13 protein-coding genes and 2 pseudogenes are annotated in these 15,946 nt (G+C 62.0%); 13 read left to right on the top strand and 2 right to left on the bottom strand.

Annotation, left to right across the window (positions count from 1 at the left end; translation table 11 throughout):
- Positions 1–13: 13 nt before the first annotated feature.
- Positions 14–1,504 (bottom strand): leucyl aminopeptidase, encoded by a 1,491-nt coding sequence (locus K2L43_RS10090; RefSeq protein WP_220637460.1) that lies wholly within the window; start codon positions 1,502–1,504, stop codon positions 14–16.
- Between the two features lie 23 nt (positions 1,505–1,527).
- On the opposite strand from K2L43_RS10090, the gene lptF reads away from it, so the two are divergent.
- The 5 genes from lptF to K2L43_RS10115 all read left to right on the top strand — a co-directional run bounded on the left by lptF (position 1,528) and on the right by K2L43_RS10115 (position 6,435).
- Positions 1,528–2,619, top strand: a complete 1,092-nt coding sequence (gene lptF, locus K2L43_RS10095; protein ID WP_220637461.1) for an LPS export ABC transporter permease LptF — start codon at positions 1,528–1,530, stop codon at positions 2,617–2,619.
- Positions 2,616–3,725 carry an LPS export ABC transporter permease LptG gene (gene lptG / locus K2L43_RS10100; RefSeq protein ID WP_220637462.1) on the top strand — a complete coding sequence of 370 codons (1,110 nt, stop codon included), beginning with the start codon at positions 2,616–2,618 and terminating at the stop codon, positions 3,723–3,725. Before lptF ends, lptG begins: the two co-directional genes overlap by 4 nt.
- A gap of 18 nt (positions 3,726–3,743) precedes the next feature.
- On the top strand, positions 3,744–4,127 hold the full coding sequence (locus tag K2L43_RS10105; protein ID WP_220637463.1) for a sirohydrochlorin chelatase: 384 nt from the start codon (positions 3,744–3,746) through the stop codon (positions 4,125–4,127).
- 74 nt (positions 4,128–4,201) lie between these two features.
- Positions 4,202–5,143, top strand: a complete 942-nt coding sequence (locus K2L43_RS10110; protein ID WP_047351197.1) for a CysB family HTH-type transcriptional regulator — start codon at positions 4,202–4,204, stop codon at positions 5,141–5,143.
- 140 nt (positions 5,144–5,283) lie between these two features.
- A complete protein-coding gene (locus tag K2L43_RS10115) occupies positions 5,284–6,435 on the top strand; it encodes a pyridoxal phosphate-dependent aminotransferase (protein ID WP_220637464.1) in 1,152 nt (383 codons plus the stop codon).
- Between the two features lie 150 nt (positions 6,436–6,585).
- Here K2L43_RS10115 and K2L43_RS10120 read toward each other — a convergent pair whose 3' ends face one another.
- Entirely contained in the window at positions 6,586–7,674 is a 1,089-nt protein-coding gene (locus K2L43_RS10120) for an IS5-like element ISDisp1 family transposase (protein WP_011803559.1), read from the bottom strand.
- 600 nt (positions 7,675–8,274) lie between these two features.
- On the opposite strand from K2L43_RS10120, the gene K2L43_RS10125 reads away from it, so the two are divergent.
- From K2L43_RS10125 to K2L43_RS10155, 8 genes and pseudogenes are all read left to right on the top strand, one after another.
- Positions 8,275–9,237, top strand: coding sequence for an IS5 family transposase (locus K2L43_RS10125; protein WP_220638989.1), 963 nt, complete (start codon positions 8,275–8,277; stop codon positions 9,235–9,237).
- Positions 9,234–9,362 (top strand): hypothetical protein, encoded by a 129-nt coding sequence (locus K2L43_RS19065; RefSeq protein ID WP_255352815.1) that lies wholly within the window; start codon positions 9,234–9,236, stop codon positions 9,360–9,362. The genes K2L43_RS10125 and K2L43_RS19065 overlap by 4 nt, the downstream gene beginning before the upstream one ends.
- A 104-nt stretch (positions 9,363–9,466) precedes the next feature.
- Positions 9,467–10,735 (top strand): PAS domain S-box protein, encoded by a 1,269-nt coding sequence (locus K2L43_RS10130; RefSeq protein WP_255580426.1) that lies wholly within the window; start codon positions 9,467–9,469, stop codon positions 10,733–10,735.
- Between the two features lie 30 nt (positions 10,736–10,765).
- Positions 10,766–11,854: an IS5-like element ISDisp1 family transposase gene (locus K2L43_RS10135; protein ID WP_011803559.1), complete on the top strand. Its 1,089-nt coding sequence runs from the start codon at positions 10,766–10,768 to the stop codon at positions 11,852–11,854.
- Between the two features lie 185 nt (positions 11,855–12,039).
- A complete protein-coding gene (locus tag K2L43_RS10140; protein WP_255580427.1) occupies positions 12,040–13,599 on the top strand; it encodes a bifunctional diguanylate cyclase/phosphodiesterase in 1,560 nt (519 codons plus the stop codon).
- Between the two features lie 183 nt (positions 13,600–13,782).
- Positions 13,783–14,253 carry a phosphate-starvation-inducible PsiE family protein gene (locus tag K2L43_RS10145; RefSeq protein WP_220637465.1) on the top strand — a complete coding sequence of 157 codons (471 nt, stop codon included), beginning with the start codon at positions 13,783–13,785 and terminating at the stop codon, positions 14,251–14,253.
- A 6-nt stretch (positions 14,254–14,259) separates the two neighbouring features.
- Positions 14,260–14,860: pseudogene (locus K2L43_RS10150) on the top strand (hypothetical protein).
- Positions 14,861–14,883: 23 nt separating this feature from the next.
- Positions 14,884–15,924, top strand: a pseudogene (locus tag K2L43_RS10155) (S1C family serine protease); the annotation flags it as partial.
- Between the last annotated feature and the right edge of the window lie 22 nt (positions 15,925–15,946).

Below are 15,946 nucleotides of genomic sequence, written 5' to 3' on the forward strand. Positions count from 1 at the left end.
AACGACATGGCCCTCAAGCCACCGACTTGCGGCTGCGCGTCTTTTGCTTGGGTTTCACGGTACTCACTGTCGCCCGCTCCAGCAGATAGTGCACCAGCAGTCCCACAGGCCGGCCGGTGGCGCCCTTGGCGGCACCGCCCTTCCAAGCCGTTCCAGCGATGTCCAGGTGTGCCCACGGCGTGTCCCCGACGAAGCGCTGCAGGAACTTCGCGGCGGTGATCGAACCACCTGCCCGGCCTGCCACATTGGCCATGTCGGCAAAATTGCTCTTGAGCCCTTCTGCGTACTCGTCATCCAAGGGCATACGCCAGCAGGGGTCAAGCGCGGCATCGCCTGCCGATAGGAGTTGTGCCGCCAACAGGTCATCGGAGGCAAACAGTCCGCTGCGCAGGCCACCAAGCGCCACCACACAAGCGCCTGTCAATGTGGCAATGTCCACCACGGCGGCTGGCTTGAAGCGTGCCGCGTAGGTCAGCGCGTCGCACAGGACCAAACGCCCTTCTGCGTCTGTGTTGAGGATTTCGATGGTCTGGCCGCTCATGCTCGTCACGACATCGCCGGGCTTGACCGCTTTACCATCGGGCATGTTTTCGCACGCAGGAATGAGGCCCACCACGTTGATCGCCGGCCGGAGTTCCGCCAGCGCCCGGAACACGCCCAGGACGCTCGCCGCCCCGCCCATATCGAACTTCATCTCGTCCATCTCCGCCGCGGGCTTCAGCGAGATTCCCCCGGTGTCGAACGTGATGCCCTTGCCCACCAGCACCACGGGAGCCTGCGTGCGGGCCGCGCCGTTGTAGCGCAATTCCACCAGGCGAAGCGGCTGGTCGGACCCTTGAGCCACCGCCAGAAACGCCCCCATGCCCAGCTTGGCCACCTCGGTAGGGCCCAGCACCTGGCACTGGACGCCGGGGTATTTCGCAAGCGTCTTGGCGGCATTGGCCACCAGCGTAGGGGTCGCATGGTTGGCAGGGCGATTAGCCCACTCGCGCGCAAACTCTACACCGGCCGCCACGGCCGTGGCCGTGGCGAACTCCGGCTGCACCGCACCCGCATCGGGCACGCCCAGGGTGACACGCAGCAAGGCACGCGGCTCAGCCTTGGTTTTGGTGGCCGTATAGACATAGCTCCCATCGGCCACCGCACGCACCGCAGCGCCGATGGCGCCCCGCTGGGCCGAGGTTCCAAACACCAGCGCCATGCGCTTGACCGACGGCAACTTGAACGAGGGGGATAAGGCTTGCATGGCCTGGCGCACCGCATGTGCATCGGCCGCACCGCACCCCAGCAGCACAACCCGGCGCGCCGCAACACCGGCGGGGGCGTAGCACTGCAGGAGCTTGCCCGGCTTCACCTCCAGATCGCCTTGCTTGAGCGCATGCTCAACCATGGTCGACAGCACGTCGCTGCCCGGCAGGAAGCCTTCAGGCACCAACACCACCAGCAGGTCGCATTTGTGCGCAGCAGCGGCAGCCAGCGAAAGCGTCTTCAGTTCGAAGTTCATAATCAGCGTTTTCCTTCGAGCCAATGTTATTCGATTCATCCATTCGCAAGGAGCTGGCCCGCACCTTCGGCGCGACCCTGGTGGTTCTGGTCACCGTCGTGATGACCATGATGCTGATCCGTACGCTGGGCCAGGCATCCCGGGGCAGCGTGAACCCTTCCGACGTGATGCTGGTCATGGGTTTCACGGTGCTGGGACAACTGCCCACCATCCTCAGCCTGAGCCTGTTCGTCACGGTGGTGGGGGCGCTGTCGCGCATGTACCGCGACAGCGAGATGGTCATCTGGTTTTCGGCAGGGCGCGGACTGATGAGCCTGCTGGCACCGCTGTTCCGGTTTTCTTGGCCCGTCATGCTGACCATCGCCGCGCTGTCGCTCGTGGTCTGGCCCTGGGCCAACCGGCAGATCCAGGAGCTCAAGACGCAATACGAGCAGCGCAGCGACGTGGACCGTATCGCGCCCGGGGAATTCCAGGAATCCTCCAATGGCTCACGCGTGTTCTTCATTGACAAGGACGCACCGGATGCCAACTCGGCCAGCAACGTTTTCATTGCCACCAACGAACCCAACCGCGAAACCGTCACCTCCGCGCAAAGCGCGCGCCTGGAGATCCGCAATGGCGAACGCATGGCGGTGTTGAGCAACGGGCAGCGGCTGGAGACGCTGCGGGACAAGCCGGGCCTGCGCGTCAGTGAATTTGCCGAGTACGGCACGCTTGTGGGTGGCGGATCGCAGAACGACCCCGAGGCGGCCTCCATCAAGACCCGCGACACCTGGGAGCTGGTCAGCGACCCGCAGCCGCGCCACCAGGCGGAACTGGGCTGGCGCATCGGCATGGCGCTGGCCGCGTTGAACTTCGTCGTCCTGGGCCTGGCGGTGGCCGTCGTCAATCCGCGGGCGGGGCGCAGCACCAGCCTGGTGTTCGCACTGTTCGCCTTTGTCGTGTACTACAACCTCATGACCGTTGGACAGACATGGATCGGCGTGGGCAGGCTGGGCTTGCTACCGTTCATGCTGATGCTGCACGGCGGTACCCTGGCCCTGGGCCTGCTGCTGCTGGCCGCGCGCCACAACCACTGGTCGCTGCGCAGCCTCCTGGGCCGGAGGACGGCATGAAAACCATCCGCCGCTTCATCTACCGCGAAGTCGTCGTGGGTGTGGCCTTCGTCACCCTCGCCTTCCTCGCGCTGTTCTTCTTCTTCGACATGGTGGACGAGCTACGCTGGGTGGGCCGCGCGGGCGCCAATGGCTACCAGCTCTCGCACGCGCTGCTGTTCGTGGCGCTGAGCCTGCCGCAGCACCTCTACGAACTGCTGCCCATCACCGTGCTGATCGGCACCATCTTCGTGATGGCACGGCTGGCGCAGAGTTCGGAGTTCACCATCATGCGCACCAGTGGGCTGGGTCCCTGGCGGGCGCTGAGCACGCTGCTGATGCTCGGCTGCGCGTTCGTCATGGTCACAGTCATCGTCGGGGACTACATTGCCCCGGCGAGCGAAAAAGCGGCCTCCCTCGTGAAAGCCCGCCGGCTGGGCCAGATCAGCACTGGCGCCACGGGCGCATGGCTGAAGGAGCGCCAGGGCGACCATTCGATCGCAGTGAATGTGCGCGCCGTGGACCCCAATGGCGCCATGCGCGGCGTGCGGGTGTTCGAGTTCGATGCGCGCGGACGCGTCGCCGCCACCATCCAGGCGGAACAGGCCACCTTCGACGACGCCCGCGATGCGTGGAATCTGCAGCAGGTCCAGCGCACCCTTTTTGAGGCCGAGGCCGATGGCGGCATGCGCGTGTCGCGCCTGCAAGAGTCCACGTTGCGTTGGCCCACGCGCATCAGCCCCGACATGGTGGCCGCGTCGCTGCTCAAGCCGGACAAGATGGCGACGATCGAACTGTTCCGCTTCGTGCGCCACCTGGAGGCCAACGGCCAGTCGGCACAGCGCTACGAGATCGAGTTCTGGCGCAAGGTCTTCTACCCCTTGAGCTGCCTGGTGATGGTGGTGCTCTCCCTGCCCTTCGCCTACCTGCATTTCCGCTCGGGGGGTATTGCGGGCTATGTGTTCGGCGGGGTGATGGCCGGCATCAGCTTCTTCCTGCTGAACAATGTGTTCGGCTTCGCGGGCAATCTGCAGAACTGGTCGCCCTGGTTGACCGCGGCCGCGCCGGGCCTGATCTATTCCGTGCTTTCTCTGGCAGCGTTTGGATGGCTGGTATTGAGGCGCTAGACCCACCGCAGTAGACACATGACGAACCCTAGTCCCAACGGCATCGTGCTGTTCGCACACGGCTCCCGCGACCCCCTGTGGCGCCTGCCCATGGAGGCGGTGCTCGCGCGCATGCGCGCCGAGCAGCCCGCGCTGGAAGTGCGCTGCGCCTACCTGGAGCTGTGCGCGCCCGACCTGCCTTCAACGGTTGCCGCGATGGCGGCGCAGGGCATCACCCAGGTGGGCATCGTGCCCATGTTCCTCGGCACCGGGCGGCATGCGCGCGAAGATCTCCCCCGCATGGTCGAGGAACTGTCCCAGGCGTTTCCACAGATGCGCCTGCACCTCAGCCCTCCCATCGGCGAGGACGAACGCATGACGGCCCTGATGGCGCGCATTGCCGCCGAAGCATTGGTGCCTTAACGATATCTGCGCCTTTCGCGCCCGCCGTTAGATTGATGCAGCATAATGATGCGACCTCTTAGCCGCATTTCAATATGAATCTGCACCAGTTTCGCTTCGTTCAAGAGGCGGCGCGCCGCAACCTCAACCTCACCGAGGCCGCCAAGGCACTGCACACCTCGCAGCCGGGGGTATCCAAGGCGATCATCGAGCTGGAGGACGAGTTGGGCGTGGACATCTTCGCGCGCCACGGCAAGCGGCTCAAGCGCGTGACCGAGCCCGGCCAGCACGTGCTCAAGAGCATCGAACTCATCATGCGCGAGGTGGGCAACCTCAAACGCATCGGCGAGCAGTACAGCGCCCAGGACAGCGGCACCCTCGCCATTGCCACCACCCACACCCAGGCGCGTTATGTGCTGCCCGTACCGGTGGCCAAGCTGCGCGAGGCGTATCCCAAGGTCAACATCAGCCTGCACCAGGCCACGCCTCACGAGGTGGCGCGCATGGTGATCGACGAAGTGGCCGAGATCGGCATGGCCACGGAGTCGCTGGCGGAGTATCCCGACCTCGTCACCCTGCCCTGCTACGAGTGGCAGCACGTCCTGGTGCTGCCCCCCAGCCATCCGCTGGCGCAAAAGGAGCGCGTGGGACTGGAGGACATCGCGCACGAGTCGCTCATCACCTACCACCCCTCATTCACCGGGCGCGGCAAGATCGACCAGGCCTTCGCCACCCGCAAGCTGCAGCCGCGCATCGTGCTGGAGGCCATCGACTCCGACGTGATCAAGACCTACGTGCGCCTGGGGCTGGGCATCGGCATCGTGGCGGAGATGGCCATGCGCGACGACCCGCTGGGCGACCTCGTCGTGCGCCCCGTCGGCCATCTGTTCGGTCAGAGCGTGGCGCGCGTGGCTTTCAAGCGTGGTGCTTACCTGCGCAACTTCGTCTACAAGTTCGCCGAGCTGCTGAGCGACCGCCTGAGCCGCGACCTGATTGCCCGCGCCATGACCGGGCACGTCAACGACTATGAGTTGTGATGCGCCCTGAGCCGCTTTGAGGCTTCCCGCATGGGGACGACGCCAGCGGCCTGGGCAAGCCCGCCCCAAGACCCGTGTTCGCAAGGCATGCGGCCGTCGGAACGCCACGCGTTGCGCCAGTTTTGAATGAGTGACACCCAATGACCACGCCCCACTTTCCCAGCCGCCTGCCCAACGTGGGCACCACCATCTTCACCGTGATGTCCGCGCTGGCGGCCGAACACCAAGCCGTGAACCTCGGCCAGGGCTTTCCTGACTTCCACTGCGACCCGCAACTGATCGACGCCGTCACGCGCGCCATGCAGGCCGGCCACAACCAGTACCCGCCCATGGCCGGCGTGCCCGCGCTGCGGCAGGCCGTTGCTTCAAAAATTGAAGCACTCCACGCTCGCCAGTATTGCCCCAACGCCGAAATCACCATCACAGCCGGGGCGACCCAAGCCATTCTCACCGCCATCCTCGCCTGCGTGCAGCCAGGCGACGAGGTGATCGTGCTGGAGCCCTGCTACGACAGTTACGTGCCCAACATCGCACTGGCCGGCGGCGTCGTGGTCCGGGTGCCGCTCAAGCCGGGCAGCTTCCGCCCTGACTTTGCCAAGATCGCGGCGGCCATCACGCCGCGCACGCGTCTGTTGATCATCAACACGCCGCACAACCCCAGCGCCACCGTGTGGACGGCCGACGACATGCGCACGCTGGAGGAACTGCTGGCCTCCACGGACGTGCTCCTGATCAGCGACGAGGTGTACGAGCACATGGTCTTCGACGGCGCCGAGCACCAGAGCGCCGCGCGCTTCGCGGGCCTCGCGGAACGCGCCTTCATCGTCTCCAGCTTCGGCAAAACCTTCCACGTCACGGGTTGGAAGGTGGGCACGGTGGCCGCCCCGGCCGCCATGACGGCGGAGTTCCGCAAGGTGCACCAGTTCAATGTGTTCACCGTGAACACACCCATGCAGTACGGCCTCGCGGACTATTTGCAGAACCCCGCGCCTTACCTGCAGCTGCCGGCCTTCTACCAGGCCAAGCGCGACCTGTTCCGCCAGGGGCTGGAGGGCTCGCGCCTCAAGCTGCTGCCCAGCACCGGCAGCTACTTCCAGTGCGTGGACATCTCGGCCGTGAGCGACCTGAACGAAGCGGACTTCTGCCAGTGGCTCACGCGCGAGATCGGCGTGGCCGCCATTCCCCTGTCGGCCTTCTATGGCGACGGCTTCGACCAGCGCGTGGTGCGTTTTTGCTTCGCCAAGAAGGACGAAACGCTGCGTGCAGCCATCGAACGCCTGCGCACGCTTTAACAGGCCGTTGAAAAAGTGCTTTTCGAACGCATCAGGGACGCTGAGTGCGAAGACACGAGCTGCCCAGACGCGTCTGCGCAGCGATTGCAACGGCCCATCTGGCCGGTTTGCAGGCCCTCCCGCCCATTTCGGGCGCACGTATCCCTGGGCTCACGCATGATGCGCGTCCCACCAGCCGCCGATGCTGCCCATTCGCACAAGGTTGTAGGTGGCAAAGCACAGCAGCGCCTGGCCCGTGAGCTTGGCCTGACCGATCAGCTTGGTCTTTGCCAGACCACCGACGGTCTTGATCCAGCCAAAGGCCTCTTCGATGCGCTTGCGCACCTTCAGGCTGGTCTTGTAGCCCTCGTGCCGTGTCACTCGCGCATCCACCGCCGAGTGTTTGTCCTTGGCCGCCACGTGGGGCGTGACTTTGAGCTTTCTGCAGCCTTTGATGAAGGCCTTGCTGTCGTAGCCCTTGTCGGCACCGACCGTGGCCCGTTTGTTCCTGTTGCCCCGACGCTCCAACATGGCCAGCGCCGCCTCGCGCTCGGCCGTGCCGCTGGCGTGGGTGATCTCGACATCCACGATCAGCCCGTTGCGGTTCTCCATGAGGATGTGCCCCATGTGGCACAGGCGGGATTTGTCGCCCTGGCTCTTCTTGAACAGCCGGGCATCGGCGTCCGTGGTGCTCTCGTGGGTGTCGTTGCAGCGCTCCTGCCCCTTGAAGTCCACCTCGGGGTTGCGCCCAGGCGGCGTGCCGCTGTCGTCGTCTTTGCGCTTGAAGCTCTTGTGCGAGGCCCAGGCGTCAATGAGCGTGCCGTCCACGCTGAAGTGCTCGTCGCTGGCGAGCTTGCCCCACTGGGCACTGAGCTTGACGCGCTCGAAGAAGGCGCGGGCGAGGTCTTCGTTGAACAGACGTTCGCGGTTGGCGCTGAAAGTGGAGTGGTCCCAGACCTTGTCTTCGATGTTCAGGCCCACGAACCAGCGGTACAGCAGGTTGTAGTTGATCGCTTCGACCAACTGGCGCTCGCTGCGGATGGAGAACAGGATCTGCAGCAGCAAGGCCTTGAGCAGCATCTCCGGTGGCACCGATGGGCGGCCACGGCGGGCGTACACCGCTTCGAACTCGCGGTTCATGGTTGCCAGCAGCGCATCAACCACCGCGCGCAACTTGCGCAGCGGGTGTGCCTGCGGCACGCGCTCTTCAAGGCTGATGTAGCTGAACATCGCCCCCTGGAAATCTTGACTGCCTCTCATCGTCCTCGTCTGGGTCGTTCACCGATGGCTTCAGATCGTAGCGGCCAACGCGGGCGTCGGCGGGGGATTTTTCAACGGCCTGTTAAGCCAAAACAGGCCCCCGCGCTTATCCAGCAAGCGCTAGCAGCTCATCATTCAATAGCACCCAGGAGCGTTGCCTTTTGGCGCACGCAATCGACGGCGAGCGACGTGCCGCATGGCGCGGGCCTGCACCTGTGACACCCCGTGTGGCACAGAGGTGCCGCGGAAAGTCGCGCCACTGCGCCGCGCAGCCGAGCAAGCGGTGGAGCAGTACGGCGGATGCCACCATTGCCCGCCCGCCACCGCCGGGAGACCTGAGGCGCACGAGAGGGACCCGCATTCACCTCGACCTTTCCGCCGTCGACCGGCACGGGCGATAGCCGCGGCGCACCCTGGTTCACGACGTTGGTATGTTTTTGATAGCTTTCAGCGCCCGTCCCACAAGCGCCAGAGGCCAATTCGATCTCAACTCACAACAGCACGATGTCGTACTGTTCTATTCTTGCAATTTAAGGAAATCCTGCAAAACCTAAATGGCGACCTGATAGGAGCAGCACAGTCATGGCATCCTCCCAAGCTATGAAGCAAAGCAGCCTTGACCTGAACCTGAGCACCAAAAAGACCCGCAAGCAAGAACTGCTGACCCAGATGGATTTGGTGGTTCCCTGGGCTGCTCTGGTCGAACTCATTGCGCCCTATTACCCCGAAGGCAAGAACGGCCGCCCACCCTTTGCCCTGGAGACCATGCTGCGCATCCACTGCATGCAGCAGTGGTTCACCCTGTCAGATCTGGCGATGGAAGAGGCCTTCTTTGACACCCCGATCTACCGGGAGTTTGCAAGTCTTGATGCCCATGGGAGGGTGCCTGACGAGAGCACCATCCTGAGGTTTCGTCATCGGCTGGAGAAACACAAGCTGGCCGAGCAGATTCTGGCCACTGTCAACGAGCTTCTGGCAGCCCAGGGCTTGCTGCTCAAGGCAGGCACTGCGGTCGATGCCACACTGATCGCAGCGCCTAGCTCTACCAAGAACAAGGACAGAAAGCGCGATCCAGAGATGCATTCGAGCCAAAAGGGCAACGAATGGCACTTTGGCATGAAGGCCCATATCGGCGTGGATGCGGACTCGGGACTCGTGCATACCGTCATAGGCACCTCGGGTAACGTGGCCGACGTTGTAGAGGGCAACAGCTTGCTGCACGGGCAGGAGACAGACGGGTTTGGTGATGCGGGCTACCAAGGTATCGACAAGCGCCCGGATGCCAAGGAGGCAGTGCGGTGGCACATCGCGATGCGCCCAGGCAAACGCAGAGCGCTGGACAAAGAGAACAACCCCGTTGACGCGCTGATAGACCAAGTGGAGAAGATCAAGGCGAGCATCCGTGCCAAGGTGGAGCATCCCTTCAGGGTGATCAAACGACAGTTTGGATACACCAAGGTGCGCTACCGGGGATTGAAGAAGAACACGTTGCAGCTCAAGACGCTGTTTGCGCTGTCCAATCTTTGGATGGTGCGCCATCAATTGCTGGAGGCGCAGGGATGAGTGCCCCTGAAATCAGGCAAATGGCCGCAAAGGCGGTGCAGATGGCCCGCAAGGGCGTGGAAAGTGGTGCGAAGACCCAGGCTAAACGCCATCCATCGCACTATCTGAAACCGGTGACCTTGTAGCACTTACGCATTCGAGTTATTCAGGGCATCCTTAATTCATTTAATTTCAATAACTTGCGAAAGTTTTTACTCCAAAAAATCAGCACCCATAAGGAACGTCACCTTTGAACGAGACTCCTCAAATCTCAGCCCGACACTGTGGCCAGATTAACCAGAATGCCCATTTGGGCAGTTGGCATCTCGATCTTGGCTCGCAACTCCTCACTTGCTCCGATGAAGCCTGCCGCGTGCTCGGCCTGGATGTTGGTGCGCCAATAGCCTTCGAGCGATTCCTGCAGTGCATTCACCCTGAAGACCGCCCCCTCTTCGATAGGGCATGGGATGCTGCCATGTGCGGAAAGTCCCTTGATCTGCGGTATCGCATCGTCAGCGGAGGGCAGGTTCGCTGGATACACCTGCGGGCAACATTCAAGGGCGACGCCTCTGGTCGGCCCAGAGCGGCAGACGGGACGGTAGAGGACATCACCGATCTCAAGAGGGTCGAGCAGGCGCTGAACTCTATGCGCCGACAGCGAGAAGAGTTGGCCAGCCACGTTCCCGGTATGCTTTACCAATACCGTCTTCGTCCGGACGGCAGCTCGCACTTCCCTTATGCCAGCGCGAAGATACGGGAAATATACGGGGTTGCACCGGAGGATGTTGTTGAAGATGCCACTCCTGCGTTCGCTGCGCTCCATCCTGAAGACCGCGACCGTGTGCATGAAACCATACAGGCGTCGGGGCAGTCACTCGCGCTTTGGCATGACGAGTACCGAGTGCAGTTTCCAGACGGTCGGGTGATCTGGGTCGAAGGCGAGGCGTCGCCTGAAGCCATGCCTGATGGGTGCATCCTCTGGCACGGCTATATCCATGATGTCACCTCACGCAGAAGATCCGCGGAAGAGCTTCGCCTTGCGGCTAAAGTTTTTGAGCACGCAGGAGAGGGCATCCTCGTTACGGACGCTCAAGGCCACATTGTCAACGTCAATCGGGCGTTTTCCGTGATCACTGGTTATGCGCGGGAGGAAGTAATGGGTCAGACACCTCGTCTGCTCGAGTCCGATCGCTATGACGATGAGTTCTATCAGACCGTTTGGCAGGCTCTGCGTGAGCACGACTATTGGCACGGAGAGCTCTGGTGCCGACGCAAGAACGGCAGTCAGTTTGCCGCGCTGCTGACGATCAGTGCAGTCCCGGATATGCGGGGCAATATCGAGCATTACGCAGCCATGTTTTCTGACATCACGGCGCTGAAGGAGAACCAGCAACAGCTTGAACGCGTTGCTCATTACGACCTGCTCACCGGCTTGCCCAATCGACTATTGCTTGGAGACCGCCTTAACAGGCCGTTGAAAAATCCCCCGCCGACGCCCGCGTTGGCCGCTACGATCTGAAGCCATCGGTGAACGACCCAGACGAGGACGATGAGAGGCAGTCAAGATTTCCAGGGGGCGATGTTCAGCTACATCAGCCTTGAAGAGCGCGTGCCGCAGGCACACCCGCTGCGCAAGTTGCGCGCGGTGGTTGATGCGCTGCTGGCAACCATGAACCGCGAGTTCGAAGCGGTGTACGCCCGCCGTGGCCGCCCATCGGTGCCACCGGAGATGCTGCTCAAGGCCTTGCTGCTGCAGATCCTGTTCTCCATCCGCAGCGAGCGCCAGTTGGTCGAAGCGATCAACTACAACCTGCTGTACCGCTGGTTCGTGGGCCTGAACATCGAAGACAAGGTCTGGGACCACTCCACTTTCAGCGCCAACCGCGAACGTCTGTTCAACGAAGACCTCGCCCGCGCCTTCTTCGAGCGCGTCAAGCTCAGTGCCCAGTGGGGCAAGCTCGCCAGCGACGAGCACTTCAGCGTGGACGGCACGCTCATTGACGCCTGGGCCTCGCACAAGAGCTTCAAGCGCAAAGACGACGACAGCGGCACGCCGCCTGGGCGCAACCCCGAGGTGGACTTCAAGGGGCAGGAGCGCTGCAACGACACCCACGAGAGCACCACGGACGCCGATGCCCGGCTGTTCAAGAAGAGCCAGGGCGACAAATCCCGCCTGTGCCACATGGGGCACATCCTCATGGAGAACCGCAACGGGCTGATCGTGGATGTCGAGATCACCCACGCCAGCGGCACGGCCGAGCGCGAGGCGGCGCTGGCCATGTTGGAGCGTCGGGGCAACAGGAACAAACGGGCCACGGTCGGTGCCGACAAGGGCTACGACAGCAAGGCCTTCATCAAAGGCTGCAGAAAGCTCAAAGTCACGCCCCACGTGGCGGCCAAGGACAAACACTCGGCGGTGGATGCGCGAGTGACACGGCACGAGGGCTACAAGACCAGCCTGAAGGTGCGCAAGCGCATCGAAGAGGCCTTTGGCTGGATCAAGACCGTCGGTGGTCTGGCAAAGACCAAGCTGATCGGTCAGGCCAAGCTCACGGGCCAGGCGCTGCTGTGCTTTGCCACCTACAACCTTGTGCGAATGGGCAGCATCGGCGGCTGGTGGGACGCGCATCATGCGTGAGCCCAGGGATACGTGCGCCCGAAATGGGCGGGAGGGCCTGCAAACCGGCCAGATGGGCCGTTGCAATCGCTGCGCAGACGCGTCTGGGCAGCTCGTGTCTTCGCACTCAGCGTCCCTGATGCGTTCGAAAAGCACTTTTTCAACGGCCTGTTAAGCAGGCCATTCGTCAGACACGTCGGCGTGGCATGCACCTGGCGGTTGTCTTCATCGATCTGGATGGATTCAAGAAGGTCAACGACCAGCACGGCCACGCAGTCGGCGACAAATTGCTTTCCGTCCTGTCCAGGCGTATGACGCAGGTGTTGCGCGAAGGCGATACCTTGGCCTGTCTTGGTGGTGATGAGTTTGTCGCTATTCTGGTCGACCTGCCGGATATTTCCGTCAGCATACCGATTCTCGATCGCCTGATCGAGGTGGCTGCACAGCCCGTACCGATTGGTGACGCACTGTGCGAGGTGAGCGCGAGTATCGGTGTGAGCTACTACCCGCAAGGCGAAGATATCGACGCCGACCAACTGCTGCGGCAGGCAGATCAGGCTATGTATCGTGCCAAGCAAGCCGGCAAGAATCGATATCACGTTTTCGATACGGAGAAGGATCGTACGCTGCGCACCCGTCACGACGGATTTGACAGCATAGAGAATGCACTTGCCAATGGGCAGTTTCTGCTTTATTTCCAACCTAAGGTCAACATGCGCACCGGTGAGGTGCTGGGCGCCGAAGCCTTGATCCGCTGGCAACATCCGACGCGTGGCTTGTTATCTCCTGCCTCCTTCATACCCATCATTGAGAACCATCCGCTCGGGATTGACGTGGGGAAATGGACCATCGAGGCTGCGCTGACCCAGATCGAAGTTTGGCGCAAGGCCGACCTTCATGTCCCGATCAGCGTGAATATCGGTGCGCGGCACTTGCTGCAACCGGACTTCATCATGCATCTACGGGGTATGTTGTCACGACATCCCGGCGCCCAGCCGCAAGACCTTGAACTGGAAATCCTCGAAACCAGCGCCGTGGAGGACTTCGTTCAAGTGTCTCAGTTGATGGCGCTGTGCGAGAGGATGGGATTGCGTTTTGCCCTCGACGATTTCGGCAGCGGCTATTCATCGCTGACCTATCTGAAGCGCCTGCCCGCGCACCTGCTCAAGATCGACCAAGGTTTTATACGCGACATGCTCGAGGATCCGGACGATATCGCCATCCTGGATGCGCTACTGGCACTGGCAAGGTCGTTTGGCAGGAACTGCATCGCGGAGGGAGTCGAATCCATTCAGCATGGTGAAATGCTGCTGCGTATGGGATGCGAGTGGGGCCAGGGTTATGCCATCGGGCATCCGATGCCGGCGCATGAATTCGAGCAATGGCTACACACCTGGCAGGTACCCTTATCCTGGAAGGGATTCAAACCTGACAGTCGCTCCTCGCTGCCCGTGCCGTTCACATACGTCGACCACCGGGTCTGGATTTCCCAGATGATCGACTATCTGTCAGGTAAGACCCAAGTGCCGCCTCAACCCGAAGCACTCCAATACTGGCGGGATCAAAGTGGCCGCCCTACGTTCTTCGGCAAGGATCCTGATGATCAGGTCGATGTCCTGCATCAGAGCATCCAGCAGTTAGCGCACACCCTGAGTGAAATGAAAAATGCCGGCCGTGTCGAGGCATTGAGGGCTGGCATCGACAAGTTGCAACATTTGCAGGCGGATCTGCTGGGATTGCTGCCGCCAGACCAGAAGCCGGATTGATGCCATGCATGGGTCAAAGGGTTGACGTGCAAGAGGCTGATCCACCCATCGGCGGCGCCACGGGCGCGCAGGACATTATGCGCTGGGTGGCTTCGCAATTGCCTCGGCAATCCAGGTGTAATCGAGTCGTCTTCTCGGACTCCCCGTTCCATTTACGTTTCATTGAAAGAGAGAGCAACGCTTATGCATAAAGAATCTGGCCACACGGCCCTTGACGAGATGCGCTCCCAGTGGCGGTTGATGACGGTTTACGAGCGCTTCGAGCAGGTTGTTGCCATCACGCTGTCGGGCGTCATGTCGATGGTGATTGTGATTTCGCTGATTCAGTTGATTCGGCTCGTCTTCACGCTGCTCGTCATGGATGCACTGAATCCACTGGATCATAAGGTTTTTCAGCTGGTATTCGGTGCTACCATGACGCTGCTGATCGCGATGGAATTCAAGCATTCAATCGTCAAAGTGGCGCTGCGTAAGGAAAGCGTCATCCAGGTCAAGACCGTCATTCTGATCGCGATCCTGGCACTGGCCCGCAAGTTCATCATCCTTGACCCCGACGTTGATCCTGCCAAAGTGGCCGCCCTGGCGGGGACGATACTGGCCTTGGGTCTGACCTATTGGCTCATGCGTGAACGCGACGACCGGAAGAGCGAGTGATTGACCATGGCTCTTTATAGTCTAGACGGTCGACACGATGCCAGGTCGAGGCACCGCTGGCTCAATCGCTTTCAAACCGTGTTGCTGGTTTTGACCCTGGTGGGGGATCGCGGCTGCAGTTGGCAGTCTGCTGTTGGGCGAGCATGGCCTTTGGCTGGCACTGGCAACATGCGCATTGACCCTGCTGATCGAACCTGTCGTCGCCTCCGCGATGACCTTGCGCCTGCATGGCGTCCGTCCCTTGCGCAGCAATGAAGCCCCCGTAATCTGGTCGTTGCTGCGAGCGCTTACAATGCGCGCCGGGTTGCCGAACACGCCGGTTCCGTACTATGTGCCCAGCGGCATCGTCAATGTCAATGTCAATGCCTTTGCCACCGGCTCCAGGCGCCTTGCCTCCATTGCCCTCATGGATGGTCTGCCCGGCTGGGGAAATCCCGAGCCGTCTTGGTTGCGCACGCATACGGCGGCAGAGGATCGTATCGCGCGCCTGATGGAGTTGGCGCCTCAGCCATCGCAGACCCTGCCGTTCCAAACGGATTATCTCGTGCCAAGGTCGTTCGCCCCGATGTGCCCACCACGCCGGGGCCTGAGCGGCCTTTGGCGCTAAATCACTCGAAAGGAGCCTCCGTCATGTCTTCCCCCGGTCCTTACCCACAACGCCCAGCTCCGGATCATTTCGTCCGGCGGTGGCTCGTCATCACTGCGTGCGTTGCAGCACTCATGCTGTTCTGGCAGTTCCTGCCCGCCATCGAAGCCTGGTTCAGCCCGCGCCAAGCCGCTGAGCGCACCGTCACGCCGCGTGGCGATCTGGCCGCTGACGAACAGGCCACCATCGAGCTGTTCGAGAAATCCCGGGCATCGGTGGTCTACATCACGACGTCCCAACTGGTACGAGATGTCTGGACGCGCAACGTCTTTTCTGTGCCGCGCGGCACGGGTTCGGGTTTTATCTGGGATGACGCCGGTCATGTTGTTACCAACTTTCATGTGATTCAGGGGGCGTCGGAGGCCACGGTCAAACTGGCCGACGGCCGCGATTACCAAGCCGCGCTGGTCGGCGTGAGTCCGGCCCACGATATCGCGGTGCTCAAAATCGGCGTTGGTTTTCAGCTCCCGCCCGCCGTTCCGGTCGGCACCAGCGCAGACCTCAAGGTGGGACAAAAGGTGTTCGCCATCGGCAACCCCTTCGGCCTGGATTGGACACTCACCAACGGCATCGTGTCCGCGCTAGATCGATCGCTGCCCGGAGAATCTGGCGGAGTGACCATCGAACACCTGATTCAAACAGATGCCGCTATCAACCCCGGCAACTCGGGTGGGCCGTTGCTCGATTCCGCCGGCCGCCTGATCGGCATCAACACAGCGATCTACAGCCCTTCCGGTGCGTCGGCTGGGATCGGCTTCGCCGTACCGGTGGACACGGTCATGCGTGTGGTGCCACAACTCATCAAGACCGGCAAATACATCCGCCCGGCGCTTGGGATCGAGGTAGACGAGCAGCTCAACCGCCGATTGCAGGCACTGACCAGTACCCAAGGCGTGTTCGTGCTCCGTGTCGCCCCTGGCTCAGCGGCGCAAAAGGCGGGCCTGAGCGGTATCACCGTTGGCCCCGAAGGCATCGTGCCGGGAGACCGCATCACAGGCATAGACGGCGCTCCCGTCGACGATGTGTATCCGTCCGGTGACCCCATAT

Source organism: Diaphorobacter sp. MNS-0, from assembly GCF_019602835.1.
Classification (GTDB): Bacteria; Pseudomonadota; Gammaproteobacteria; order Burkholderiales; family Burkholderiaceae_C; genus Diaphorobacter; species Diaphorobacter nitroreducens.